The 23590-nt window shown below is 66.2% G+C and carries 25 protein-coding genes and 1 riboswitch; of the genes, 8 read left to right on the top strand and 17 right to left on the bottom strand.

All coding sequences use genetic code 11. The annotated features are described in order from the left end of the window. Positions 1–7: 7 nt before the first annotated feature. Both CH289_RS12295 and CH289_RS12290 read right to left on the bottom strand, forming a co-directional pair. Positions 8–481 carry a MarR family winged helix-turn-helix transcriptional regulator gene (locus CH289_RS12295; protein ID WP_230594322.1) on the bottom strand — a complete coding sequence of 158 codons (474 nt, stop codon included), beginning with the start codon at positions 479–481 and terminating at the stop codon, positions 8–10. Position 482: 1 nt separating this feature from the next. Continuing rightward, entirely contained in the window at positions 483–1310 is an 828-nt protein-coding gene (locus CH289_RS12290) for a crotonase/enoyl-CoA hydratase family protein (protein ID WP_094727981.1), read from the bottom strand. A 269-nt stretch (positions 1311–1579) separates the two neighbouring features. On the opposite strand from CH289_RS12290, the gene CH289_RS12285 reads away from it, so the two are divergent. Beyond that, entirely contained in the window at positions 1580–2086 is a 507-nt protein-coding gene (locus CH289_RS12285; RefSeq protein WP_019663043.1) for a 2-oxo-4-hydroxy-4-carboxy-5-ureidoimidazoline decarboxylase, read from the top strand. Positions 2087–2116: 30 nt separating this feature from the next. Here CH289_RS12285 and fepB read toward each other — a convergent pair whose 3' ends face one another. After that, positions 2117–3127, bottom strand: coding sequence for a Fe2+-enterobactin ABC transporter substrate-binding protein (fepB, locus tag CH289_RS12280; RefSeq protein WP_094709807.1), 1011 nt, complete (start codon positions 3125–3127; stop codon positions 2117–2119). Positions 3128–3165: 38 nt separating this feature from the next. Between fepB and fes the strand changes: the two genes are divergently transcribed. After that, the gene (gene fes / locus CH289_RS12275) at positions 3166–4395 is read left to right on the top strand and encodes an enterochelin esterase (RefSeq protein WP_256977167.1); all 1230 of its coding nucleotides are present in this window, start codon (positions 3166–3168) and stop codon (positions 4393–4395) included. 13 nt (positions 4396–4408) lie between these two features. Here fes and CH289_RS12270 read toward each other — a convergent pair whose 3' ends face one another. Further along, positions 4409–4630: a DUF6480 family protein gene (locus CH289_RS12270; RefSeq protein WP_094727979.1), complete on the bottom strand. Its 222-nt coding sequence runs from the start codon at positions 4628–4630 to the stop codon at positions 4409–4411. 70 nt (positions 4631–4700) lie between these two features. Next, positions 4701–5282, bottom strand: a complete 582-nt coding sequence (locus tag CH289_RS12265) for a TetR/AcrR family transcriptional regulator (protein WP_094727978.1) — start codon at positions 5280–5282, stop codon at positions 4701–4703. Positions 5283–5394: 112 nt separating this feature from the next. Here CH289_RS12265 and CH289_RS12260 point away from each other — a divergent pair, with 112 nt between their 5' ends. The 3 genes from CH289_RS12260 to CH289_RS12250 are packed head-to-tail and all read left to right on the top strand — an operon-like array spanning position 5395 to position 7864. Further along, entirely contained in the window at positions 5395–6387 is a 993-nt protein-coding gene (locus CH289_RS12260; protein ID WP_019663038.1) for a hypothetical protein, read from the top strand. Between the two features lie 5 nt (positions 6388–6392). Next, the gene (gene alc / locus CH289_RS12255; protein ID WP_037143357.1) at positions 6393–7355 is read left to right on the top strand and encodes an allantoicase; all 963 of its coding nucleotides are present in this window, start codon (positions 6393–6395) and stop codon (positions 7353–7355) included. A gap of 35 nt (positions 7356–7390) precedes the next feature. Continuing rightward, the gene (locus tag CH289_RS12250) at positions 7391–7864 is read left to right on the top strand and encodes a YbaK/EbsC family protein (protein ID WP_020110929.1); all 474 of its coding nucleotides are present in this window, start codon (positions 7391–7393) and stop codon (positions 7862–7864) included. A 31-nt stretch (positions 7865–7895) separates the two neighbouring features. On the opposite strand, the gene CH289_RS12245 is transcribed toward CH289_RS12250, so the two are convergent. Next, positions 7896–8405: a hypothetical protein gene (locus tag CH289_RS12245; protein ID WP_230594324.1), complete on the bottom strand. Its 510-nt coding sequence runs from the start codon at positions 8403–8405 to the stop codon at positions 7896–7898. A gap of 138 nt (positions 8406–8543) precedes the next feature. Next, positions 8544–9887 carry an aminotransferase class V-fold PLP-dependent enzyme gene (locus CH289_RS12240; RefSeq protein WP_094727977.1) on the bottom strand — a complete coding sequence of 448 codons (1344 nt, stop codon included), beginning with the start codon at positions 9885–9887 and terminating at the stop codon, positions 8544–8546. A gap of 51 nt (positions 9888–9938) precedes the next feature. Then, positions 9939–10054: riboswitch (SAM riboswitch) on the bottom strand. A gap of 227 nt (positions 10055–10281) precedes the next feature. Here CH289_RS12240 and CH289_RS12235 point away from each other — a divergent pair. Then, on the top strand, positions 10282–14346 hold the full coding sequence (locus CH289_RS12235; RefSeq protein WP_094727976.1) for a Pls/PosA family non-ribosomal peptide synthetase: 4065 nt from the start codon (positions 10282–10284) through the stop codon (positions 14344–14346). Beyond that, complete coding sequence (locus CH289_RS12230) at positions 14343–15689, top strand: M1 family metallopeptidase (protein ID WP_094727975.1); 1347 nt, start codon at positions 14343–14345, stop codon at positions 15687–15689. Before CH289_RS12235 ends, CH289_RS12230 begins: the two co-directional genes overlap by 4 nt. 17 nt (positions 15690–15706) lie before the next feature. Here the strand turns inward: CH289_RS12230 and CH289_RS12225 are convergent, their stop codons facing one another. The 7 genes from CH289_RS12225 to CH289_RS12195 all read right to left on the bottom strand — a co-directional run bounded on the left by CH289_RS12225 (position 15707) and on the right by CH289_RS12195 (position 19982). After that, positions 15707–16312, bottom strand: a complete 606-nt coding sequence (locus CH289_RS12225) for a hypothetical protein (protein ID WP_019663031.1) — start codon at positions 16310–16312, stop codon at positions 15707–15709. A 2-nt stretch (positions 16313–16314) separates the two neighbouring features. After that, a complete protein-coding gene (locus tag CH289_RS12220; RefSeq protein ID WP_019663030.1) occupies positions 16315–17583 on the bottom strand; it encodes an MFS transporter in 1269 nt (422 codons plus the stop codon). Continuing rightward, entirely contained in the window at positions 17580–18230 is a 651-nt protein-coding gene (locus CH289_RS12215) for a GntR family transcriptional regulator (protein ID WP_019663029.1), read from the bottom strand. The genes CH289_RS12220 and CH289_RS12215 overlap by 4 nt, the downstream gene beginning before the upstream one ends. A gap of 36 nt (positions 18231–18266) precedes the next feature. Continuing rightward, positions 18267–18464, bottom strand: a complete 198-nt coding sequence (locus CH289_RS12210; RefSeq protein WP_019663028.1) for a hypothetical protein — start codon at positions 18462–18464, stop codon at positions 18267–18269. Between the two features lie 110 nt (positions 18465–18574). Further along, positions 18575–18970 (bottom strand): DUF2752 domain-containing protein, encoded by a 396-nt coding sequence (locus CH289_RS12205; RefSeq protein WP_019663026.1) that lies wholly within the window; start codon positions 18968–18970, stop codon positions 18575–18577. Positions 18971–18979: 9 nt separating this feature from the next. Continuing rightward, positions 18980–19597, bottom strand: coding sequence for a hypothetical protein (locus CH289_RS12200; RefSeq protein ID WP_019663025.1), 618 nt, complete (start codon positions 19595–19597; stop codon positions 18980–18982). A 46-nt stretch (positions 19598–19643) separates the two neighbouring features. Further along, the gene (locus tag CH289_RS12195) at positions 19644–19982 is read right to left on the bottom strand and encodes a plastocyanin/azurin family copper-binding protein (protein ID WP_094727974.1); all 339 of its coding nucleotides are present in this window, start codon (positions 19980–19982) and stop codon (positions 19644–19646) included. A 79-nt stretch (positions 19983–20061) separates the two neighbouring features. On the opposite strand from CH289_RS12195, the gene CH289_RS12190 reads away from it, so the two are divergent. Next, positions 20062–20511: a hypothetical protein gene (locus tag CH289_RS12190; protein WP_019663023.1), complete on the top strand. Its 450-nt coding sequence runs from the start codon at positions 20062–20064 to the stop codon at positions 20509–20511. A gap of 4 nt (positions 20512–20515) precedes the next feature. On the opposite strand, the gene CH289_RS12185 is transcribed toward CH289_RS12190, so the two are convergent. From CH289_RS12185 to CH289_RS12175, 3 genes are read right to left on the bottom strand one after another with little or no spacing between them, the layout of a single operon-like run. Continuing rightward, entirely contained in the window at positions 20516–21682 is a 1167-nt protein-coding gene (locus CH289_RS12185) for a Dyp-type peroxidase (protein ID WP_094727973.1), read from the bottom strand. Further along, a complete protein-coding gene (locus CH289_RS12180; protein ID WP_019663021.1) occupies positions 21675–22142 on the bottom strand; it encodes a copper chaperone PCu(A)C in 468 nt (155 codons plus the stop codon). Before CH289_RS12180 ends, CH289_RS12185 begins: the two co-directional genes overlap by 8 nt. Next, positions 22139–23539, bottom strand: coding sequence for a PepSY-associated TM helix domain-containing protein (locus tag CH289_RS12175; RefSeq protein WP_256977165.1), 1401 nt, complete (start codon positions 23537–23539; stop codon positions 22139–22141). The genes CH289_RS12180 and CH289_RS12175 overlap by 4 nt, the downstream gene beginning before the upstream one ends. Positions 23540–23590 lie beyond the last annotated feature (51 nt).

The raw sequence follows: 23590 nt of genomic DNA, 5'->3' as shown, positions 1-23590 counted from the left end.
GACTCGTTCAGTCGCGGCCGGAGGGCGCGTCGGGCCTGACTCGCTCGTAGTCGGTCAGGAACCGGTCCAGCAGGTCGACGAGCGCAACTCGATCCTCCTGAGTCCAATCGGCCAGTACCAGCCCGAGGCTGTCGGTGCGCTTACGGTGCATCCGGTCGGCGACGCTGCGGCCGGTCTCGGTGACCGCGAGAACGTACGCACGGCCGTCCTTCTCGTCACGCACTCGCTGTACGTGGCCGTGCTCCACCAGCTGCGCAACCTGCCGACTCACGGTCGACGGGTCCGAGTTCACCAGAGTCGCAAGCTCACTCGATCGCATCGGCCCGTCGCGCAGCAGCCGGAAGAGGCACACGAACGCTGCGCCTTCCACTCCACCGGACTCGACGGACATCTGAGCCAACTTGCGCTCGCGAATGCGCTGCAGTCGGACGAGCTGAGTGCCCAGTTCCTCGGCGGTATCGATGTCGGCGGTACCGCTCATGTCAGCTGCCACTGAAGTTCGCCGGCCGTTTCTCGAACACGGAGGTGATGGCCTCGGTGAGGTCGTTCGACGCCAGGAACGCTGCGTTCCAGGCCGCAACGTAGCGGAGACTGTCGTCGACGGCGGCGGACCGCGAATGGTCGAGGACCGTCTTGATCCCGTGTACGACGAGCGGAGGGTTGGCGGCGATCTCCGCCGCGGTCGCCCGAGCGCCTGCGAGCAACGCGTCCTGATCGTCGAAGACGTCGTTCACGAGCCCGATCTTCTCCGCACGAGCGGCGTCGATGTCCTTGCCGGTGAGCGCGAGCTCACGCAGATGTCCGTCGCCGATGATCGCGGGTAGACGTGCAAGCGAACCCATGTCCGCGACGATCGCGACCTTCACCTCACGAACACTGAACTTGGCATCGGCACTGGCGTAGCGAATGTCGGCGGCGCTGATCAGGTCGAGGCCGCCGCCGATGCACCAGCCGTGCACCGCCGCGACGACGGGCTTGCGGCAGTCGACGACGGCGTTCGAGGCCAGCTGCATGCGCTTGATGGTGTCGTGGAAGGTGGTGCGCGGACCCGCGAGCGCCTTGTCCGCCATCAGCGGCGCGAACTCCCCGCCCATGGCAGCCAGATCGAGGCCGTACGTGAAGTTCTTGCCGGATCCGGTGAGCAGAACCGCGCGCACCTCGTCGTCGGCGTCCAACTCGGCGAACAACCGCGGGCACTCGCTCCAGAAATCGGGGCCCATCGCGTTGCCCTTACCCGGCCCGAGCAGCGTCACCGACGCGATATGGTCGGAAATCTCGACCGAGAATGCGTTCCAGTTCCGTTCCGTCATGAACCCGAGAGTAACAAGCCTGGGGCAGCCCACCTCGGCTGTCGGCGTAGGTCGCAGCAACAGCAGTTTGCTCGTCCTCCACTCACCCTGCACATGCTGACCCACACCCCACGAACGAAACGACACCGACGACCCCGCACCGTTCCGAACGGCGCAGGGGCTCGGGTCGGGAGGGCTGGAAGTGCAGCACCGTGTTACGCCGCGTTACGCCTGGGCTAAGACCCTGCTCAGGCCTGGAGTTCGCATCGTCGGCGGCTCATGATTTCTTCATGATGATGCACCAGGGACTCGGGCTCGAGACGTTCAACGATCTGCCGCGTCGCAAAGCGGTGCACGCGCTGTACGAGTGCAGCTGTTCGCACACGTGGGCATCACGAGTCGCCGACGCGCGGCCGTACGGGTCGTACTCCGAGTTGTTCGCGCGGGCGGATGCAGAACTTGCGGAGCTGTCCGACGCAGACGTGGACTACCTGGCGTCGACGCTCCGGCCTGTCGGACGTACGTGCGCTGGGATGGATCCGGCGACGCAGAGTGTGTTCATCGACGCGTGCCGCATGTACATCGAAAGGTTCGGTTACGGCTACATCGTGTGCTCGACGATGCTCGGTGACGATTCCTTCCGTCTCGACCCCCGCGCCGTGCTCGTCGACCTGGGGCATCGCCTCGACAATTCCGACGAGACCGAACGCAAGGTCATGCGGGACGAGCTGGCGAAGATCAACCGCACGCGCATCGAGCGCGTACTCGGCCCCGAGGACGGTTGGCCGCCGTACTGACGTTCGGACGATCAGCACGGCGGCCACTCGTCAGGACAGTTCTTCCTGCAGGCGCTCGACGAAGTTGGTTGCGCTGTAATAGTCGAGCCGGAACGTGTCCAGTCCGACGGCGTAGACGTGCTGTTGCTGCACGGCGGGAGTCTGTGCGAGCAGGGGGTCGGCTCGGTACTCGGCCACGTCGGTGTCGTCGGCCGTCACGAGAACGACTGTCTGCCCGGCCAAGGCGAGCGAGTAGTTCTCGGGCGAGATCTGGACGATGTCCTTGCGCGCACCCATCGACGTGTCACCCAATGCGGCCGAGGGGATGTCGGCGAGAGTGAATCCCAGCTCGGTCAACAGACTTCCCTGCGCGGATTCTTCCGTCCACACGTTGGACCCCTCGGCGCCGTTGTAGACCAACGCCGTGGTCGGCTGCGGCGGCAAGGCCATCTCCGCCTTCGCAGACGCCACCAGATCCTCGAACGTCGCGATCTTCTCCTGCGCTTGCGCCTCGTGGCCGGTCGCTTCGCCGAGAAGTTCGGTGACGTCCTGCCACGAGTTGTTGCCGTAGTCCACGACGATGGTCGGCGCGACTGCACTCAACTGGTCGTACAGGTCGATCGCCGAGTCCGCACCGGTCTTGGAGACGACGATCAGGTCCGGGTTCTGACCGATCACCTGCTCGACGTCGATGTCCGTCGCGGGAAGCGGTTTCACGCCACGTTCGGCCGCGATGCCACCCCACTGCGTGAAGAATCCCTGACCGTCGGCGACGTCGGTGTTCGGCGACGTCGCCCCGCTCGCGACCACGGGAGCATCGATCGCCAGCAGACTGCCGGTGAGGGTGACCGCCGTGGACAGAATTCTCTCCGGCTGCGCCGGAATCTCCACCGGCCCCTGTTCGGTGTCGACCGTTCGGGGCCAGGATCCGTCGGAGGACGCTACTGCTGTTGTCTCGGAGTTCTCGGCCGCGTCGTCGGCGGACGAACTGCAACCGACGAGGGCGACCGTCGACGCGATCAGTACCGCCGCGGCGCGGGTGAAGGTACGGCTGGTGGGCACGAGGAATGAACCTTTCGATCTGAGGTTAGGCTTGCCTGATGGTAGTTGATGTGGAAACGACAGTGCGCTTCCAGCTCGCGGAGGCCGGATCCGAGCCCGAGTTCTGGAAACGCGTCTCGCGCGCGGGAACTCCGCGAATCGCGGCCGTGGCCGACGGTCGCGTGCAGGTCAGCTTTCTGTACAGGCACTCCAGCGGCGCGGATCCGGCGCGCGTGTATTTCGACGCGAGCTCGTTGACCGACCATCACAGTGCGCAGTTGACGACGATGCGTCGACTGGACGACACCGGCATCTGGTTCTGGTCCACCGAGGTCGCATCGACGTGGCGCGGCAGTTACCGGTTCGTGCCCGCATCGGCGGAGTTGGTTGCGCAGGTGGATCCGCCCGGGATAGCCGACACGGTAGCGGGGGTCCGATCGAGGTTCCTCGGGCTTCTCGATCATGCGGTGGCCGACGAGTTCAATCCACGACGGTCCTCGGCGTCGGGCACGGACCGGGCGTCATTGGCCGAGATGCCGGATGCGCCCGTCCAACGCTGGTGGCACGAGGCGGACAAGACCGGCGAGGATCCGCACGAACTGGTCTGGGACAGCACTGTTCTCGGTAACAGCCGACGGGTCTGGGTGCACCGGACCCCGGGAGACGTCGATGCACGACGCCCCCTGGTGATCGTTCTCGACGGCGAGCGCTGGGTGGAGGACAATCCGCTCGCGCCGGTTCTGGACCTGGCCACCGAGGCGGGCGAGTTCCCCGCGGCTGTCCTGGTGTTCGTTCACACGATCGACAACGACACACGGGGTAGGGAACTCCCCTGCAACGCCGATTTCTGGCGAGCGATCACCGACGAGCTGCTGCCGCTGGTGGCCGACATCACACCGTTCACCGACGATCCGACGCGCACTGTTGTCGCCGGGCAGAGCTACGGCGGCCTGGCAGGAATGTTCGCCGCACTGACCCGGCCGGACCGGTTCGCGCTGGTGGCGAGCCAGTCGGGCTCCTTCTGGTGGCCGCAGATGCCGCACGGCGACACGCAGGGCCCACTGGGTGGGCGCATCGCGGACATGATTGCCGATCAGGCGGTTTCGCCGTTCCGCGTGGACATGACGGTGGGGATTCACGAAGGGCACATGCCGGCGAACAACGAGCGCATTGCGGACATGCTGCGAACTCGGGGCATCGACGTTCGATACTCCGAGTTCGACGGCGGTCACGAATGGCTGTGCTGGAGAGGCGAATTGGTCGAATCGTTGATTCGACTTCTGGGTTGAAGCTCTATCGGCGCTAGAACAGATCCAGCGTCCGGCCGACGAAGGCAAGCACGACGATCACGACGACCAGTCCGATCACACCGAGAACAACAACGGGCATGGCCAGGCTGCGCTGCGGGGGCTCGTGCTGCGGTCCGCTCACTCCCGTCTCGGCGGGAGGGGTATCGCCCGGCGTGACGCCGCCGCCGGCCTCGAGGCCTGCAGTGTCGTCGGGTTCAGGATTTTGAGCAGTCATGAGTCGTAGTTACCCATCCCTGTCGGCTCCAATCAGGAGTGGAGCCTGCGAGATTTCGGAATGCCCGGGTTCAACGTTCGAGAGCGGCGCGTGCGATTGCGCCGGTGAAGAGGGCGGAGATGGCGTCGCCGATGGCGTCGTGGTCGATCTCTTCCGGGTCGACGGAGTGTTCGACGGCGAGGCCGGAGATCAGGGCGAGCAGTGATGTTGCGACGCGGCGTGCGTCGATTCCGGCGCCGACGCCCCAGTCGTCGGCTCGTTCGGCGATCAGTCGTTCGAGTTCGTCGCGGAGTCGGCGGCGTTCGTGTCGATATCCGTCGGCGAGGCTGGGGTCTCGGCCGGCTTGGATCCCGTATTCGGTGACGAGCAGTGGCCAGCGCGGTTCGTCGACGACCCAGGAGGCGATGGCGTCGCCGCTTCTGCCTGCGGCGTCGCCCGGGCCGAGGCCGGAGACGGTGTCGATGACGCGGGTGGCGAGGTCCATCGACTTCTTGGACAGCAACTCCGCGAAGAGTGCCTGTTTGGATTCGAAGTTGGAGTAGACGGCGCCCTTGGTGAATCCGGCTCGGCGGGCGATGTCCTGCAGTTTGGCTGCGGCGTAGCCGTTCTCGGTGAATTCGTCGGCGGCGGCGTCGAGCAGTCGTTCGCGCACGTTTTCGCGGCCGGGACGTTGTGTCGGCGCCCACGTTGCTTGACCCTGTCGGTTCACGATACCTAGAGTATTCAATACCTGAGGTATTCACAATCGTGTCGGAGGAGATCGCATGCGCAAGGTCGTCTGGATCGCGTTCGGGGTACTACTGCTCCAACTCGGCTTCATCGCGAGCTATGTTGCCGCGTTCCATCAGCCCACCCCGCGGGAAATACCCATCGCGGTGGTGGCCGAGCAAGGTCTGCCCGCAGGAATCGACACCGACACCGCGGACAAGCTCAACGCCATCGACGGCACACCGCTCGACGCGCGCGCGGTCGCCAGCACCGAAGATGCCAGGTCGTTGATCCGCGACCGCGAGGTGCTGGGCGCCTATGTCGTCAGCGCCTCGGGCACGGACACGGTCATCACGGCGAGCGCCGCGGGAAGCTCCATCTCCGCTGCCCTCGAGTCGATCTTCACCGAGGTCGAGGCCTCACAGGGCCGCCAGTTCGTTGTCCGTGACGACATCCCCGTCGGGATCCACGACAACCGCGGACTGTCCGGGTTCTATCTGTCCGTCGGCTGGGTCGTCGGCGGATACCTGCTGGCCGCCGCGATCGGCCTGCTCGTCGGCGCCCCGAAGTCCCGCCGCGACGCCGCTGCCCAACTCGGAATCTTCGCCGCGTACTCCGTGCTGTCCGGTGCGCTGGGAGCGCTGATCGTCACCCACCTGCTCGGCACGTTCGCCGGTCACTGGTTCCCGCTGTGGCTCCTCGGCACCGGAGTGGTGTTCGCGACGTCGATGTTCACGCTCGGGCTGCGCGCAGCCATCGGAGTGGCGGCGGTACCGATCGCCATCATCGTGTTCGTGATCCTCGGAAACCCGAGTGCCGGAGGCGCGTTCGGACCCTACGTACTCCCCGAGTTCTACGCCGCCGTCGGGCGGTGGATCACGCCGGGAATCGGCACCGAGGGTGTGCGCAGCATCGTGTACTTCTCCGGGACGGGCCTCGGTCAGCCTGCACTGGCCCTCGCGGCGTATTCGGCGGTGGGGATCGCCCTGCTGTTCGCCTTCACGAAGGCCGCACGCACCGAGCAACCGGACGCACTCCCAGTATCCTGACCACCATGACAACCACCTTCCCCCTCCCCTTGCCAGATCTCGCGGTACGCACTCTCGGTGGCGCAGTCGTGTGGGCGAACGACGAAACGTTCGCGGAGAAGGAGAATCTGGTCAAGCCGGGGAAGGCCGATTACCAGACCGCCACCTTCGGTCACAAAGGGCAGATCTACGACGGCTGGGAGACGCGGCGGCGTCGCGAATCGGGTTACGACGAGGCCATCGTGCGGCTCGGAGCGCCGGGTGTCGTCGACGCAGTCGTCGTCGACACCGCCTGGTTCACCGGCAATTACCCGCCGGAGATTTCCGTCGAAGCGGCGTCCGTCGAAGGCTTCCCGTCGGCGAAGGAACTGTACGAGGACACCACGTGGGAGACCATCGTCCCGAAGAGCGCCGTCGAGGGCGACTCCGAGAACCGTTTCAAGGTGGCCTCGGAGGAGCGCTGGACCCACGTCAAGCTCAGCATCTACCCGGACGGCGGTGTCGCGCGGTTGCGAGTGCTGGGCCGAGGAAAGCCGGATCCGCGCTTCATCGCCGCAGGCCCGTTCGATCTCGCGGCGCTCGAGAACGGCGGGTACGTCTCGGCGTGCTCCAACATGTTCTACAGCTCACCCAACAATCTGTTGTTCCCCGGACCGCCTCGCTCGATGGGCGAAGGATGGGAGACATCACGCCGCCGCAACGACGCCAACGACTGGGTCCAGGTCACTCTCGCCGGAACGGGCACGATCCATCTGGCCGAGCTCGACACGTCGTGCTTCCTCGGAAACGCCCCCGGTGCTGCGTCGTTGACGGGCAAACTCGGAAACGGTGAATGGATCGAACTGCTGCCGCGCACTCGTCTGCAGCCGGACACCAGGCATCGCTTCCTGCTCGATCACTCCGAGCCGGTGTCCGAGATGCGCATGGACATCTTCCCCGACGGCGGCATGGCGAGGCTCAGGCTGTTCGGCGAACTGCGCAACGAGTAACTGCGAACGGGGCCGAGTGGCAATACCATTGGAAGATGCCCCGGCTACTTCACCCGAACGCAGCCCACGTCGCGGACATTCTGATCTCGCGCGGACACCACGGCGTCGTCGTCACCTCGCCCGAGCCGACACCGACGGCCGAGGCCGCCGCTGAATCGTTGGGTGTCGCCGTCGGCGCGATCGTGAAATCGCTGGTCTTCCTGCTCGACGACGATCCGGTTCTTCTGCTCGTGTCGGGTGCGCATCAGGTGAACCTGGAGGCGACAGGCGCCCGCCTCGACGGAACGTTGACGCGTGCCCCGCTCGACCTCGTCAAGCACGCGACCGGGCAGCCGATCGGCGGCATCGCGCCCGTCGGGCACCCCACCAACCTGCCCACCTACGTGGACGAGTCGCTGGCCGAACACACAGAACTGTGGGCGGCGGCGGGGCATCCGAACACTGTCTTCCGGACCACCAGCGCGGAACTACTGCGCATCACCGCAGGACTCGCGGTCGACGTCACCTGAACGCGTGACCCGACCGCGAGGGTGACCTGGATCAGGACGCCAGCACTCGGCTGCGACGAGCGACGCCTGCACCTTCGAGAACTGCATCCGCTGCGAACACCACGCCGCGGTCCTCCAGCCACGGCACGACGCCGTCGGCGACGCGGTCCAGATTCCGGGACGTGGGCCCGACGGGCAGGAGGGTCACACCGTCGGCGACGTCGGCGGCCTTGACATCGGCGATCAGGCCGGCCAGTCCGGAGGGTGTGCCGACGTAGCGAATCGACCCGGGCACCGTAGGCGCGTCGAGGGCCGCGAACTCGCGGCGAGCCGTCCTCGCGTCGTCGGCGATGTGGATTTCGATGTCGAGGAACACGGCGACGCTGTCCGCGTCTTTGCCCGCCTCGACGGCCTCGGCGCGGGCACGAGCTCGTGCCTGCTGCCCTTCACGAAGGTCGGCGGCTTCGATCCGCACGATCGTCTCGGTGGGGGCTGCGTCGGTGATTTCGGTCCACTGCGACGGGTGGACGAGTGCTACGCGTACGGCTGAACTGTTCGACATGAAGGTGAAGTCCTTCTGGTGCAAGCAGGGATATGACGGCTGAGGCCTAGCCCGAACGCCTACACGACCCCGAGGCGGTACGGCACAGATCGACGTAGCGATCCGACCAGAGTCCGCTCTGCGACAGAGCAATTGCTGTCATGAAGCGATGCTAACCGTTTGTGTGGCGCATGGGGATCCCACGCCTGCGGCACCGTCGGCCAGATCGGGGAACGGGCGGGGATCCGGCACCGGATTCCACCATCCGCCGTCCTCCTCGTACGTCCAGGACGGTCCGTCGGTTGCGAGGGTCCGGACCGCGTCGATCAGCCTGTCGACGTCGCCTCCGGAACTGCCGAGCCCCAGGCTGGCGCGTACGGCCCCGCCTGCGTGGCCGAGCCTGGACAGCAGTGGATGCGCGCAGAACTTGCCGTCGCGCACACCGATTCCGTGCTCTGCCGACAGGTACGCGGCGATCTCGCCCGGGCCGTACCCGTCGACCGTGAATGTGACAATGCCCACAGTGTCCGGTGCGTCGTTCCAGACCGTCAGAAGGCCGACGCCGTCGATCGACGACAGACCGTCGCGCAGACGGTCGGACAGTTCGCGCTCGTGCGAGATCGATCCTGCCGACTCGTGCCGAGCCAGCGCCTCGCATGCCGTGGCCAGTGCGACGACTCCCAGGACGTTCGGAGTTCCGGCCTCGTGCCGTGCGGGCACCGGCGCCCATTCGGTCCGATCGATCGAGACCGAGCGCACGGCGCCGCCTCCGGCGAGGTATGGCTCGGCCGCGTCGAGCCAGTCCCGCTTGCCGACGAGGACGCCTGCACCGTGCGGCGCGTACAGCTTGTGGCCGGAGAACGCGAGGTAGTCGACACCCAGATCACCGATGTCGATGCGGCGATGCGGCACCAACTGCGCGCCGTCGACGAGGATGCGCGCACCGTGCGAGTGCGCGAGCTCGGCCAGTTCGCGGATCGGCAGCACCTCTCCGGTGACGTTCGACGCGCCGGTGATCGCCAGCAGCGCAGCGGGTTTCGTCTCCAGCTCGACCTCGATGCGTGTCAGCGTCTCGGCGATCGAGTCGGCGGCGACCACAACGCGACGATCCCTCCACGGCAACAGGTTCGCGTGGTGCTCGATGTCCAGCACCACGGTGTCACCCGGTACACATCCCGCGAGCAGGTTCAGCGAATCCGTGGTGTTCCTGGTGAAGACGACGACCGAATCCGGCTGTGCGCCCACGAAATCGGACACCGTCACCCGGGCCTTCTCGTACGCAGCCGTGCATACACGGGATGCGTACCCGGCTCCGCGGTGCACGCTCGAGTAGTACGGAAGCAACTCGGCGATCCGTGCGGTGACCTCGGCGAGCGCAGGCGCGCTGGCCGCGTAGTCGAAATTGGCGTATGCGCAACTCGTTCCGTCGACCAACGGGACCTGAAGGTCAGCTCCGCTGACGGCCGCGAAAGACGCACACGAGTTGTTCAGAACAGCAGTCATGACAAATAACCCCTTGTCGATCAAGGGACCCGACGTACCTGTCGGAAATCGAGTCCGCGCTTGCTGCACCGGTTTTCCGGCGCCAGCCAGGTCGTCACCCGGAGCACCCCACCGCGGAGGAGGGTTGCCGACCAGCAAGCCGGGGCTCGATGCTGGTACTCATGACCTGAAAAGAGGATGGCAAACGCGGCGAGGGATTGTCAACCTCCCAGGTAGGAAACCCTTCGACAGGGGCGAACGGGGCACTTCCTAGTAGAATCCGCGCAATGCCGAGCTACGACTTGTGTCGGAAGGGGACAGCCGAGACTGTTCACCTTCTGGACAACCGAACATGAGATAACGACGCGCGACGTTCGTTCGAATTTCGGTACCACACGAGAAGAAGGACACCCGGTTGTCTGTGCAATCACCATCGGAAACGGCCGACACCCGCAACGGGGTTCCGCCCGAGTTCCTGCGCGGTGAGCGTGCTCCACAGGAACGCACGCTCATCGACATCCTGCGGTCCACGACGTCGCAGTTTCCCGACGCACCGGCCATCGACGACGGCACCGTCTCCGTCAGCTACCGCGAACTGCTCGAGGACATCGACGAAGGCGCTCAGTGGCTGGCCAGGGCCGGCGTCCGGCGCGGCGATCGCGTCGGCATCCGGATGCCGTCCGGTTCCTTCTCCCTGTACGTCGCGATTCTGTCGATCCTGAACGCAGGCGCCGCCTACGTGCCGGTCGACGCCGACGACCCCGACGAGCGGGCCGAGCTCGTCTTCGGCGAGGCCAAGGTGACCGCCGTCGTCACGGCAGGCGGTATCGCCGCCGGTACGGCCGAGAAGCAGGACACCCCCGCCCCTGATGCTCTGACGACCCCGACTCCCGACGACGACGCGTGGGTCATCTTCACCTCCGGCTCCACCGGCACCCCGAAGGGTGTTGCGGTCAGTCATCGCAACGCGGCGGCGTTCGTCGACGCCGAAGCTCGGATGTTCATGCAGGACGATCCGCTGGGACCGGGCGACCGTGTCCTCGCCGGCTTGTCGGTGGCTTTCGACGCCTCGTGCGAGGAGATGTGGCTGGCGTGGCGGCACGGTGCATGCCTGGTGCCCGCTCCCCGGTCCCTGGTGCGCAGTGGATTCGATCTCGGGCCGTGGCTGGTGTCCCGCGACATCTCCGTCGTCTCGACCGTCCCGACGCTCGCTGCCCTGTGGCCTGCCGTCGCGTTGGAAGCCGTCCGGCTGCTGATCTTCGGCGGAGAAGCGTGCCCGCCGGAACTGGCCGAGCGCCTCGCCGTCGACGGCCGCGAGGTGTGGAACACCTACGGACCCACCGAGGCCACCGTCGTCGCCTGCGCGTCGATCATGGACGGCAAGGGACCCGTTCGGATCGGCCTCCCGCTCGACGGGTGGGATCTGGCCGTCGTCGACGGGTCGGGCCACCCTGTTGCCGTCGGCGAAGTCGGTGAGCTGGTGATCGGCGGCGTCGGCCTTGCCCGCTATCTCGACCCGGCCAAGGACGCCGAGAAGTACGCGCCGATGCCGACGCTCGGATGGGACCGCGCCTACCGCAGCGGCGACCTGGTGAAGCTCGAGCTCGAAGGCCTGCTGTTCCAGGGCCGCGCCGACGATCAGATCAAGTTGGGCGGCCGACGCATCGAGCTCGGTGAGATCGACAACGCACTGCAGGCGCTTCCCGGTGTCGGCGGTGCGGCCGCTGCCGTGCGCAAGACCGGCGCAGGCAACTCGGTGCTCGTCGGCTATCTGGCCAGCACCGATCCTCACTTCGACCTGGAAGCTGCTCGCCGGATTCTGGCCGAACAGTTGCCGTCGGCACTCGTTCCGCGGCTCGCGCTCGTCGAGGAAATGCCGACGAGGACGTCGGGCAAGGTGGACCGCAACGCCCTGCCGTGGCCGTTGCCCGGCATGGGTGAGGGCTCCGATCTCGCCGGCACCGCAGGATGGGTCGCCGAGCTGTGGACCAACATCCTCGGCGCGCAGGTCTCCGACGAGAACGCGGACTTCTTCCAGAACGGCGGCGGATCCCTGTCCGCGGCTCAGCTGGTGACGGCACTGCGCGAGCGATTCCCGGAGATCACCGTCGCGCAGCTCTACGACCACCCTCGTCTCGGGTCGCTCGCACGCTATCTCGACGAGTTGAAGCCGCCCGTCGAAGTGGTTCCGCGTGAAGTCGAGCCGACGTCCAGGTCGGCCCAGTGGACGCAGATCGCGGCCACGGTCCCGCTGACGACGTTGACGGGTCTGCAGTGGATCACGTGGCTGGGGATCCTGTTCAACGTGATGAGCTGGTTCGCCGAGGTTCCGTGGGCGCCGACGGTGTCGTGGTGGTGGATTCTGGTCGCGTTCGTCGCGTTCATCACTCCGGTCGGCCGCATGGCGATCTCGGTCGTCGGTTCGCGCGTCCTGCTGGCCGGTCTGAAGCCCGGCGCGTATCGACGCGGCGGTAGCGCACACATTCGTCTGTGGACCGCGACGAGGCTGACCGACGCCAGTGGCGCCTCCAACCTGTCCGGTGCTCCGTGGATGGTCTACTACGCCCGCGCGCTCGGCGCGAAGATCGGCAAGGGCGTCGACCTGCACACCCTTCCCCCGGTGACCGGGATGCTCGAGCTGGGCGACGGTTGTTCGGTCGAACCGGAAGTGGATCTCAGCGGCCACTGGATCGACGGCGACATCGTCTACATCGGCGGTATCAAGATCGGTGCGGGCGCTACCGTCGGGGCTCGGTCCACACTCCTGCCGGGCACGACCGTCGGCAAGAACGCCGTGGTGAGTGCGGGCTCGGCCGTCGTCGGCCGGGTCAACGCGGGGCAGCTGTGGGCCGGATCGCCCGCGCAGAAGGTCGGCAAGGCCGAGCATCCGTGGCCGGAGGAGACTCCCCCGCGGGCCACGCGCTGGGTCCTCGCCTACGGTGTCGCGTCGCTGATGCTGTCCGGGATGGCGATCTTCTCCCTCGGTGTGTCGCTCGTACTGATGGGGTGGTGGCTGCACACCGCGACGACCCTGCTCGGTGCCGTCGGGCGCGCGGCGATCATGCTTCCGGTCGCCACGCTCGTCTCGCTCGGTGTGTTCGCGCTGATCACTCTGGTGGCGGTCCGCCTGCTCGGCATCGGCCTCACCGAGGGATATCACCCGGTACGGAGCCGCATCGGTTGGCAGGTGTGGGCGACCGAACGCCTGATGGACTCGGCCCGCACGTTCCTGTTCCCGCTGTACGCGTCGCTGCTCACGCCCCACTGGCTGCGGTTGCTGGGCGCGAAGATCGGCAAGGACGTCGAGGCATCGACCGTGCTGATGATTCCCAAGTTCACGACCGTCGCCGACGGTGCATTCCTGGCCGACGACACGATGGTCGCGAGCTACGAGCTCGGTGGCGGGTGGATGCACCTGGGTGACGCGAAGGTCGGCAAGCGTGCGTTCCTCGGCAACTCCGGGATGACCGGACCGGGCCGCACCGTGCCGAAGAACGGCCTCGTCGCGGTCCTGTCGGCGACGCCGGACAAGGCGAAATCCGGATCCTCGTGGCTCGGCAGCCCGCCGGTGAGGTTGCGCCGGGCAGCGGGCCGGGCCGACTCGTCGCGCACGTTCGATCCGCCGGTGAAGCTGAAGATCGCGCGATCACTCGTCGAGACGTGCCGCCTGATCCCGGTGATGGTCACGTTCGGAATCGGGCTCGGCGTTCTGTTCGGGCTGACCGCCATCGCCGACGCCGTGGGCTTCTGGCTGGCCGCGCTGCTCAGCGGCCTCGTCCTGCTGCTCGCCGGAGCTGTCGCGGCCGGAGTGTCGGCCGCCGCCAAATGGGTGTGGGTCGGCCGCATCGACAAGGTCGAGCATCCGTTGTGGAGTTCGTTCGTGTGGCGCAACGAGGTGGCCGACACGTTCGTCGAGACCGTTGCCGCACCGTGGTTCGCACGGGCCGCCGAGGGTACTGCTGTGCTGAACATGTGGTTGCGCTGGCTCGGCGCCGACATCGGACGCGGAGTGTGGTGTGAGACGTACTGGCTTCCGGAGGCTGATCTCGTGACTCTCGCCGACGGCGCGACCGTGAACCGAGGGTGCGTTGTGCAGACACACCTGTTCCATGATCGGATCATGTCCATGGACAGCGTCACTCTGGGACGAGGAGCAACCTTGGGACCGCACTGCGTCGCGTTGCCTGCCGCCGGTATCGGTGACGGCGCGACGGTCGGTCCTGCATCATTGGTCATGCGCGGAGACACGGTTCCCCATCACACCCGTTGGCAGGGCAACCCCATCGCTCCCTGGGCCAAGGGCGACCCCTTCGCACGCATCGTGACCGCGGCCCCCGACGACAGTCGTTCCGGCGGGCTCGACTCCCCCCACGACAATCGTTCCGGCGGGCTCCACTCCCCCCACGACAATCGTTCCGGCGGGCTCCACTCCCCCCACGAAAATCGTTCCGGCGGGCTCCACTCCGGGGCCGGCCTATGAAATTCGGTGGCTCCAAGTTGGTGACGCCCACGTTCGACATCGACGGCGCAGACCCACCGATCGACGACTACCTGCCACAGAACGGCAATCGCGGCTACCGGGTGTCGCGGTACGAGTTGGACCTCGAGTACAAGGTCGAGAGCAACCGGCTCGCCGGTAAGGCGAAGATCACGGCGGTCACCACCGACACCGTCTCGAAGTTCGCGTTCGATCTCGGCCCGGCACTACGCGTGTCCAAGGTGAGCGTCAACGGTTCACGGTCGGTGAAGTTCAGCCAGCACCGAGGCAAGCTCAAGATCACCCCCGCCAAGCCGGTTGCGTCGGGCGCGGCGCTGGTGGTGAACATTCAGTACAGCGGAACCCCGAAGCCCATCGACGGGTTCTGGGGCGAAGTGGGCTGGGACGAGCTCACCGAGGGTTCCATCGTCGCGAGTCAGCCGAACGGCGCGGCGTCGTGGTTTCCGTGCGACGACCACCCCGTGTCGAAGGCCAGTTACGGGATCACCATCACGACCGATTCGCCTTACTACGCCATCGCCAACGGGACACTGGTTCGCAAGCAGACTCGTGCCAGCCGCACCACGTGGGTGTACGAGCAGCCGGAGCCGATGGCCACCTACCTCGCGACCATCCAGATCGGCCCGTACAGCCAGCACACCATCACCGAGTCTCCCGTCCGCATGAAAGCCGTGCTGCCGCACCGGCTCAGGCCCAATTTCGAGCACGACTTCGGCCGTCAACCGCAGATGATGGAGACCTTCACCCGCCTCTACGGTCCGTATCCGTTCGCCGCGTACACCGTGGTGGTCACCGACGACGACCTCGAGATCCCCATCGAAGCGCAGGGACTGTCCATCTTCGGCGCCAATCACTGTTCCGGCACACGGTATTTCGAGCGGCTCGTGGCGCATGAGCTCGCCCATCAGTGGTTCGGCAACAGCCTCACTCTCGGCAAGTGGAAGGACATCTGGCTGCACGAGGGGTTCGCCTGTTACTCCGAGTGGATCTGGGCGGAGAACTCGGGAGGCTCGTCCGCAGCGGAGAAGGCCCGACGCGTACACACCATGCAGCGAGGGCTTCCGCGGGATCTGATTCTGGGAGATCCGGGGCCCGCGAAGATGTTCGACGACCGCGTGTACAAGCGCGGCGCGTTGACGTTGCATGCGCTGCGCACCACCATCGGCGACGACAAGTTCTTCGAACTGATCCAGGAATGGACGTCGAAGTACCGCTATTCGACCGTCAGTACCGCCGATTTCACGGATCTGGCGTCGCGCTTCGGAGCCCCGCGGTCGCTGTGGGACGCCTGGCTGGGGCAGGAACAGCTGCCCGCTCTGCCGTAGTTCTCGAACCACGGCAATTACAGGGTCCACCACACGACGAACACCAGCGCGGAGTACAGCACGGCCGTCGCCGCCGCACCGAGCCACGACGACGGTGGTACCGACACCGACCACCGACTGTCGTCGCTCAACCGGAGATCGAACGGAAAGGCGCTGACGCACAGTGCATCAGGTCGCGTCGGGTGTGCGAGTACGACCCCCGAGGTGTACGGGAGGCCCCGCACCACGAGGGTGCGCGGCGCTCCGCCCACGGTGTACGTGATCGTGTTGTCGTGGATCTCGCCGGTGAACCACCCGCGGTGCACACGCCACCCCGTCGCATGAGCGAGACGCACGGTGCCACGCGACGCCACGGTTTGCTCGACGGCATCGACGACGACCGGGTCCGCGAATCTCAACAGGGTCCACCACCGGACGATACGGCGCACACGCAGCCCCAGACCGACGACGATCAGCCCGATGGCGAAGAACGGCAACAACACTGGCACGGTGGTGAGCAGCAGGATCGGGATCACGAAGGCGAGGAACACGGCGTAACTCTCGCGCCAATCCCACACCGACAACCCGGTGACGGGAACGAGGAGTGGGACCCGCCGCGTGGTCACGAGCGGGGAGGCCGACATAGTCAGCTGATCTTAGACGCCTCGGCCGGGAGGTGGTGGGTCGAACGGGTACGAACGAACGCCCAGCAGACTGCAGCGATGACGGCACCGGCGGTGAAGATCGCCGGATAGGTCACCACCCCCGGCCACGCTTCGGTCAGCGCCGACAGGATCGCGGGAACAGCGAAGCCCAGGTAGGTCAGCGAGTAGAAGACGGCAGTGAGCCCGGCCAGGTCGTCGGGTCCGGCGATGCGCTGCACCTCCTGCAGCCCGGAGACCAGGGCCATGCCGTAACCGCAACCGAGGACAGCTGCCGCGATCAACGCCGCGACGATGGTCAGCACCGAGGCAGCCCACGCGGCCAGCACCATGCCGACCACCAGAATCGTCAGTGCGACGAGTGCGCCGCGAGCAGCGTCGGGCGTGTCGATTCTGCGCCCGACCGCCTGAATCGCGAATCCGGATCCGAGTGCGATCACGGACATCAACGCGGACAACGCAATCGGATGACCTCCGCTGTGGTCTGCCATCAGCGACGGCAGAACGGCGTAGGCGACGCTGGCCGCACCGAACACCCACGGCGCGAGCGGAACCACGACCAGCAGGAACCGCTTGTGCCCGGCGGACGGGATCTTCAGGTCGTCGACGAGTCGACGCCGATCGGCGGGTGGCACTGCGGGCCGCGTCTCGGGAACCGAGATCATGCCGAGGCCGGTGACGACGCAGATCCCGACATGCACCAGGTACGCGAGATGCGTGGGCCACGGACCCCATTGCGCGAGAACGCCCGCCACGCCTGCGCCGAGCGCAAATCCAGCGGTGAGGCTCATGGCAGCGCGCCTCGCGCCCGCCGAGGAACCGGCCCGAGCGGACAGTTCCTTGATCCAACTGCCGCCGACAGCCATGCCGATACCGAGTGCCACACCACTGAGCACGCGGCCGAAGAAGAGTATCGCGGCGGTGTCCGCACCCATGGCGATGAGGATCGATCCCGCCGCGGCGACGGCCGTCGCCGGCAACATGATCGGACGCCTGCCGAGCCGATCCGACAACGGACCGCAGACGAGCAACGCAGGAACGATGCCGATGACGTACGCGAACAGGAACGTGTCGACGGTGATCGCCGAGAATCCGTGTTCGAGCCGGTACATCACCAGTAGCGGGGTGAACTCGTTTCCGCCCCACGCGACGGCGAACATCCCGGCGGCTACGAGAATCCACCGTCCCGTCCTGGTATCGGTCGTCCGCGTCGGAGTCGTTGCTTCGGACCCCTTCACTGAATTCTCGGTCATGTCGCGCCTCCTTCGTCCAATCCGTGTGTGCGTCTCATGTGGGTGTCGACGGCCTCGCCGAAACCGTCGACGTCGGCGGCCTCGATCAAGTCCGCGAGGCGGCTGTGGTCGTCGACGATGCGGGAGATCTGATCGGGATCACGGGCGAGCGAATGCGTCGTCATCCGCCGCTGGCGCTCGCGAAGTCCGTCGTAGAAGGCGTCGAGCAGCGGGTTGGCACCGGCTCGGACGATCAGGCGGTGGAAGTCCGCGTCCGCGGCGCTGAAGTCGGCTCGCGTACCCGTCGCGGCGATCTCCCGTTGCTCGGCGAGGTTCGCGCGTAGCCGAGGCAGAAGCCGCTCGCGCACGTGCGGCGACGCGGCGACGACTCGAACGCTGCCGGTCTCCACGAGCCACCGCGCGGACACGACGTGTTCCGCCTCGTTGGCAGCGATGGGTACGACGAGTGCGCCGCGCTTGGGGTAGAGCCGCATCCACCCTTCGACCTGTAGGCGCAGAAATGCCTCACGGACGGGAGTGCGGCTGATGTTCATTCGGCCGGCGATGTCGCCTTCGCTGACCAGTTCCCCACCGGGCAGCTCACCGGTGACGATCATTTCCTTGACCGTCACATAGGCGTGCTCGGCGGCAGTGGGTTCCTTAGACACAACATAGATACTAGATGAACCGCGGTCGGCGTCGAACTAGGGCACCCAGTACCTCGTGGCGAGGACGTCGACGATGGGGTCGTCGTCTGCTGCGTCGTCCAGAGCAGCGAGGTCGTCGCGGATCGCTGTGAACCGTGGGTCGTCGCCCTCGGCCACCTCCGCGTCGGTGGCGCCGTCACCTGCGAGTTGATCGAGCAGCTTCGCGCGCACTCGCGCTTTCAACGAGTCGGTCATTCGTCGTCACCCTTCTTGAACACACGCCGAGCCGTCGGGATCAGCACCACCAGAGCTCCGACGAGAACGACCACGGAAAACGCTTCGAGCCACATGTGCTTCCTCTTTCCTCAAGGCGCCAGGGCGCTACCGAACGGCAGATTCCTGACCACGGTGAACAGAACTACGACGATCACCGAGAGCAGCACTACCCACCTCGGCGGCGCGTGAACGGCCCGGCCGCGAACCCACGTCGCCCACAGGAGCACTCCGAACACGAGCAGTGTCACGGCGAGCACGTTGGTCGACACGGCCGACGCAACGTCGCCGTGCACCAGGTCTCCGAACGCCCTCGTCGCACCACACCCGGGACACCACACGCCGGTCAGCGCATGAAACGGACACGGTAGATACGTCGACGACCTCGGATCACGCACGAACAGCACAGCTCCCGCCGCAACCGTCAGTCCCGCAACCGCCGCGGGAGCAGCGAAGCGTCGTCGACGTCGCGCCCCTGTCTCGGTCATGCATCCAGACTAAGTGAGTCCCGAGTCGGTCTCGGGCTTGTCCACTGCGTGGTCGTAGTAGCCGACCACCCCGCGCGCTCCGAACACCGCGAACTCGGCCTGACCGCCGGACGTGACGGCGTCGTCGACGATCCGGCGCAGGACGACGTCGACCAGGCGGTCCAGGGCGAACCATCGATCCGCCGGACCGGCCTCCTCGTGAACTGCCGACTCGTCGAAGTTGCGTCCGACGGATGCGTCGAGGTCTGTTATCTCCGCGAAGATCGACGTGTCCGGGACGGTGATGTCGGCTTCGTTGTCCAACAGCACCCGCACCGCCCAGCGAATATCGTCGACATGGTTGGCGAGCCACAGGCGTCGGCGATGCACAACGCCCAGAGCCGGCCACCTTTTCCTGGCCGCCTGACGGGTCTTGCCGGTGACTGCGGCGAGGTCGGCCAGGCTGGCACCGAGCCACATTGCAGTGGACGCAGCTTTCTCCGTCGCCGCGGCAGCCTCGGCGACGACGCGGGCTTCGTTCTCGATGGCCTGCCCGAGATGCACGAGCGCGTGGGTGCGACGGGACCGCTCGTCGCCGATGTCGGTCGGCTTGTCACCGGGGTCGAATACTGACAACTTTTGGTTCACACCGATGAGGGTACGGTGTGAACCACAGGTTTACAAAGACATTTGTCTACGCCACGACGACGACGCTGCCGATCATGTCCGGGTGAGGAGTGCAGTGGTAGGTGAAGGCGCCCGGTTCGGTGAACGTGTGTGAGAACGAGCCTTCCTTGGCGAGGGGGCTGCGGAAGGACCGATCGTCGGCGACGACATCGTGAGCCATCCCACCGTCGTCGAACACCCAGGTGACGGTCTCCCCCACCGAGACGGTGATGTCGGCTGGCGTGTACGCACGATCGGCCACGGTGACCTGGTTCTTCACCGGCGGCGCAGCCGTCTCCTGGGCGGGCTGGGAAGTGCATCCTGCGACGGTCAGGGCCACGATCGCTACGCCGAGCTTCAGTCTCACAGTTTCAACCGTATGGCATCTCGTGAGCTCGGGTAACATCACCGCCGTTCATCTATCGACCGAAAGGCCAGGCTTGTCCATGACGACACGACGTGCCCGCACCAGCGTTGCATCGTCGGCAACCCTGCTGTTCGCGACCGTGATGATCTTCCTCGCGACTACCTTGTTCGGCACCGCGTCCGCGCAAGCCAGGCCGGTCCAGTTCGTCCCTGCAGGCGCCATCAGCCCGACCATCGGCTTCGATCCGGCTGCGGTCATCGAGTGGCGATTGGATCAGGCGATCGTCAACCAGCCGATCTTCGTTCGCGTCGACCCGTACTTTCCCGGCCTCACCGACTTCTCGCTGAACAACTGGTGCAACTGCGCCATCAACTGGTTCAACCACACCACGCAGCAGGGCGGGGTTGCGTTCCCCGGTCCCCTGCCGTCCGGGCCGATCCGCACCGGCTCCGGTGACGTCTCGGCCTGGACCGACATTCCCGGTGGCTTCACCCTTGTCCGTGGGCAGGGCAACTGGTGGGTTCCGTAGGCGGCTAGACCAGCGCCTCCCCGAGATATCCCCCTTCCGAGGTTCCTGCGGGAACGAGGAACACCGCCGAACCGATGGGCCTCGTCCACTCGTTCAGCGCGTCGTGTTCGTCCAACCGCTGCTGCACGGGAAGAAACTGTGTGTCGATGTCGCGCTGATACGTTGCGAAGATCAACCCCGAATTGCTCGTCGAACCTCCTTCGGGTGCATCGTCGTAGTTGTAGGCACGCCGGAAGAACCGCTCCCCGTCGTGCGTGTGCCGGGCACGTGCAATGTGCGACGCAGGCGAGATCACCGGGATGCCGAACCGATCGGTGGCATCGAAATCCGCCTCGTCGTGCTCGCGTTCGCCGGTCATCGGCGCTCCCGTGTCCAGCTTTCGACCGACCGCGAATTCTCTTCCGCCGCGGTCCAACTCGTCCCAGGTGTCGAGTTCGACGGAGATACGGCGCACGATCATCGACGTACTGCCGTCGTCGTTCCACACCAGGGTGTCGAAATCCGTTGTCGGATCCGGGTTCACGGTGCCGTCGACCTGACCCATCAGGTTGCGCATCGTCGTACCTTCGGTCCTGGCTCCGCGGGAGGACCGAAACCCTCGTTGGACCCAGCGAATCGACGCCATCGACCTGACGTTCTTGGTCAACACCCGCACCGCATGGCTCACTGCGGACGGGTCGTCGGCGCACACCTGAAGCAGAAGGTCTCCGCCGTTCCACCGATCCTCGAGTCGATCGATGCCGAACGGAGGCAACTGCCGGACGGGTGACGCCACTCTCGCCGCCGCGAACGCGCCCGGTCCGAGCCCGACGGTGACCGTCAGATTGGCCGGGTCGGCCGCGAGTTCCGGTTCGGTGTCGGCCAGGGCAGGCATGCCCTGGGTGAGCCTGTCGGCGTCCGTCGTCCACAGTTTCAACACCGACACCACGTGTTCGCGTCCTGCACCGCCTGCGAGGTCGAGTGCAACGAACGTCCCGTGCGCCTGCGGCGGAGTCGAGACACCGGCCTGATGTTTCCCGTGAAACGGAACGACCTGTCGACCGAAGACGAATTCCTCCGGCTCCCTTGTGTATCCGTACGCCACACCCGCAGCTCCCAGCGCGGCGACGCCTCCACCGAGAAGGCGTCGCCTGCTGATTCCGGGACTGCGGCGTGGTGCTGCGTCAGCCACCGTAGTTTTCCTGCGCGCCCGCGAACTCGCGGACCTGCGCAGTGAACGTGGACGACGATCCGTCCTCGAATGTCAGCGTGATGTCGGTGTCTGCTCCCGGAGTCAACGGCGACGTCACATCCATCAACATGATGTGGTCCCCGCCCGCCTGGAGCACCTTGGTTTCCTGTGCGCCGACGGCGAATCCACCTTCCTTGGGCTTCATCACCATCGTTCCGTCGGCACTGGCGACCACCTCGTGCAGTTCCATCATCGACGAGGCGGGTGACTGCGCGGAGACCACCCGGACCTGGGTGTCTCCGGTGTTCTGGATCTCCGCGAACGCGGAGGTCATTCCCGTGTCGGCAGATTTGATCCAGGCCTCGCGGATGGTGACCGAATTCGACTCCGTTGCAGGAGTTTCCGAGCTACATCCGGCGAGCAGGGCGAACGATGCGAGGGCTACGAGAAGTTTTTTCATGGCGACTCCGATGTCGATGCGCGGCGCCGAAGCCCGAGAAGGGCATCGACGAGAAGGAAGACGAGGATGCTGATGCCGAGAAGTGGTACGAACCAGCCGATCACGGCAGTGATCGCAGCGAGCGGGACGAGCTGCCGGACCGGCAACCGGCGCAGCCCGCCTGCGGGCGGGGCGGATGCCGAAGGACGACGTTGCCACCACATGAGGTATCCGCGGACGATCACCGTCACCAAGGCCACGGCCAGCAGTGCCAGCGCGATCTGGTTGGCGATCCCGAACAGAATGCCCATGTGCAGCGCAATGCCCCAGGCGGCCAGCTTCGCGGCCGGCGGCCACTCCGAGAACCAGTTGGTATCGACGATCGAGTTGGTATTTCCGTCGATGGCAAGGGAACTCGTGGAGAACACCCACAGCCCACGCGTCTGCGCGACGACGAAGGCTGTGTCGGCCGTACCAGGGATGGTGACTTCCACTGCGCCGGCGAGCCCCGCCGCCCGAGCCGTTCCGATGACGGCGTCGAGGCGGCCGATTCCAGCGGACACCACGTCGGCCTCCGGTGCCATGGCCGACATGTCGTGGCCTGCGTGGTCGCCGGGCGGTGCCGGCGCGTCACCGCTGATCGACGAACTCACTCCCGGCGTGGCCCAGTTCAAGGAGGACCTCAGTTCGGTGATGTTCTCACCGGCGTACTTGGACCAGGTCAGTCCCGTTGCGGACAGAAAAACGAGACCGATGGCTATCCAGATACCGACACTTCCGTGCCAATTGCGGTTCCTGGCTCGACCTTTCGACGATCGGTCGACGGTGAGGAGTCGTCCGCCGCGTCGATACCGTCGCACCCAGAGCACGACGCCGCCGAGGGCGACGACCCACATCCAGGATGCGGCGAGTTCACTGTAGATGCGGCCGGGTTCGCCGAGGTGAAGATGCCGGTGGAATCCGCTGATCCAGGTGCGGGCCGGCAGTGCGTTGCTGCTGCCGTACACCACCGATTCGCCGACGGATTCCGCGGTGACCGGGTCGACGAAGACTGCTCGCCGTTCGGACTCGCCGAGTGAGGGATCGGTGAACATGACCCTGGTGGTGGTGCCGGGTTCTGTTGCCGGGCGTACGGCGTCGAGGGTCAGGTCGGGCCTGACCTGGGTCGCGGCCGTGACCTGCTCGGCCACCGAGGCGGTGGGCCCAGCCGAGTCGGTGGTCAGCAGGTCGGAGTACAGGATGTTCTCGGCCGTCGGCGCGAGCGCGTAGAGACCACCGGTGAGCGCGGCGATCAGGATGAACGGTCCGACGAAGATGCCTGCGTAGAAGTGCAGGCGCATGACCAGAGAGGGACGTGGCGGTGATCGATCGGGTCGGCCCGGCCCGATGTCGGGCACGACTGTGCCGGTTGTGGACATAGGTGTTCCAGTTCTGTCGGGTGTCGCAAGACCCCGGTGATCGACGGCGCT

The organism is Rhodococcus sp. RS1C4 (assembly GCF_002258225.1).
GTDB classification, from domain to species: Bacteria; Actinomycetota; Actinomycetes; order Mycobacteriales; family Mycobacteriaceae; genus Rhodococcoides; species Rhodococcoides fascians_E.
Note: the sequence above shows the minus strand (reverse complement) of the source record. Positions and strands in the feature narration are given on the sequence as shown.

What these genes read in the sequence shown, in the direction of transcription:
- CH289_RS12240 (WP_094727977.1), bottom strand. Translation starts at nt 9,887, where the DNA reads ATGACTGCTGTTCTGAACAACTCGTGTGCGTCTTTCGCGGCCGTCAGC.
- fes (WP_256977167.1), top strand. Translation starts at nt 3,166, where the DNA reads ATGGTAGTTGATGTGGAAACGACAGTGCGCTTCCAGCTCGCGGAGGCC.
- CH289_RS12230 (WP_094727975.1), top strand. Translation starts at nt 14,343, where the DNA reads ATGAAATTCGGTGGCTCCAAGTTGGTGACGCCCACGTTCGACATCGAC.
- CH289_RS12225 (WP_019663031.1), bottom strand. Translation starts at nt 16,312, where the DNA reads ATGTCGGCCTCCCCGCTCGTGACCACGCGGCGGGTCCCACTCCTCGTT.
- CH289_RS12180 (WP_019663021.1), bottom strand. Translation starts at nt 22,142, where the DNA reads ATGAAAAAACTTCTCGTAGCCCTCGCATCGTTCGCCCTGCTCGCCGGA.
- CH289_RS12250 (WP_020110929.1), top strand. Translation starts at nt 7,391, where the DNA reads ATGCCCCGGCTACTTCACCCGAACGCAGCCCACGTCGCGGACATTCTG.
- alc (WP_037143357.1), top strand. Translation starts at nt 6,393, where the DNA reads ATGACAACCACCTTCCCCCTCCCCTTGCCAGATCTCGCGGTACGCACT.
- CH289_RS12295 (WP_230594322.1), bottom strand. Translation starts at nt 481, where the DNA reads ATGAGCGGTACCGCCGACATCGATACCGCCGAGGAACTGGGCACTCAG.
- CH289_RS12190 (WP_019663023.1), top strand. Translation starts at nt 20,062, where the DNA reads ATGACGACACGACGTGCCCGCACCAGCGTTGCATCGTCGGCAACCCTG.
- CH289_RS12220 (WP_019663030.1), bottom strand. Translation starts at nt 17,583, where the DNA reads ATGACCGAGAATTCAGTGAAGGGGTCCGAAGCAACGACTCCGACGCGG.
- CH289_RS12175 (WP_256977165.1), bottom strand. Translation starts at nt 23,539, where the DNA reads ATGTCCACAACCGGCACAGTCGTGCCCGACATCGGGCCGGGCCGACCC.
- CH289_RS12210 (WP_019663028.1), bottom strand. Translation starts at nt 18,464, where the DNA reads ATGACCGACTCGTTGAAAGCGCGAGTGCGCGCGAAGCTGCTCGATCAA.
- CH289_RS12270 (WP_094727979.1), bottom strand. Translation starts at nt 4,630, where the DNA reads ATGACTGCTCAAAATCCTGAACCCGACGACACTGCAGGCCTCGAGGCC.
- CH289_RS12260 (WP_019663038.1), top strand. Translation starts at nt 5,395, where the DNA reads ATGCGCAAGGTCGTCTGGATCGCGTTCGGGGTACTACTGCTCCAACTC.
- CH289_RS12245 (WP_230594324.1), bottom strand. Translation starts at nt 8,405, where the DNA reads ATGTCGAACAGTTCAGCCGTACGCGTAGCACTCGTCCACCCGTCGCAG.
- CH289_RS12205 (WP_019663026.1), bottom strand. Translation starts at nt 18,970, where the DNA reads ATGACCGAGACAGGGGCGCGACGTCGACGACGCTTCGCTGCTCCCGCG.
- CH289_RS12290 (WP_094727981.1), bottom strand. Translation starts at nt 1,310, where the DNA reads ATGACGGAACGGAACTGGAACGCATTCTCGGTCGAGATTTCCGACCAT.
- CH289_RS12285 (WP_019663043.1), top strand. Translation starts at nt 1,580, where the DNA reads ATGATGATGCACCAGGGACTCGGGCTCGAGACGTTCAACGATCTGCCG.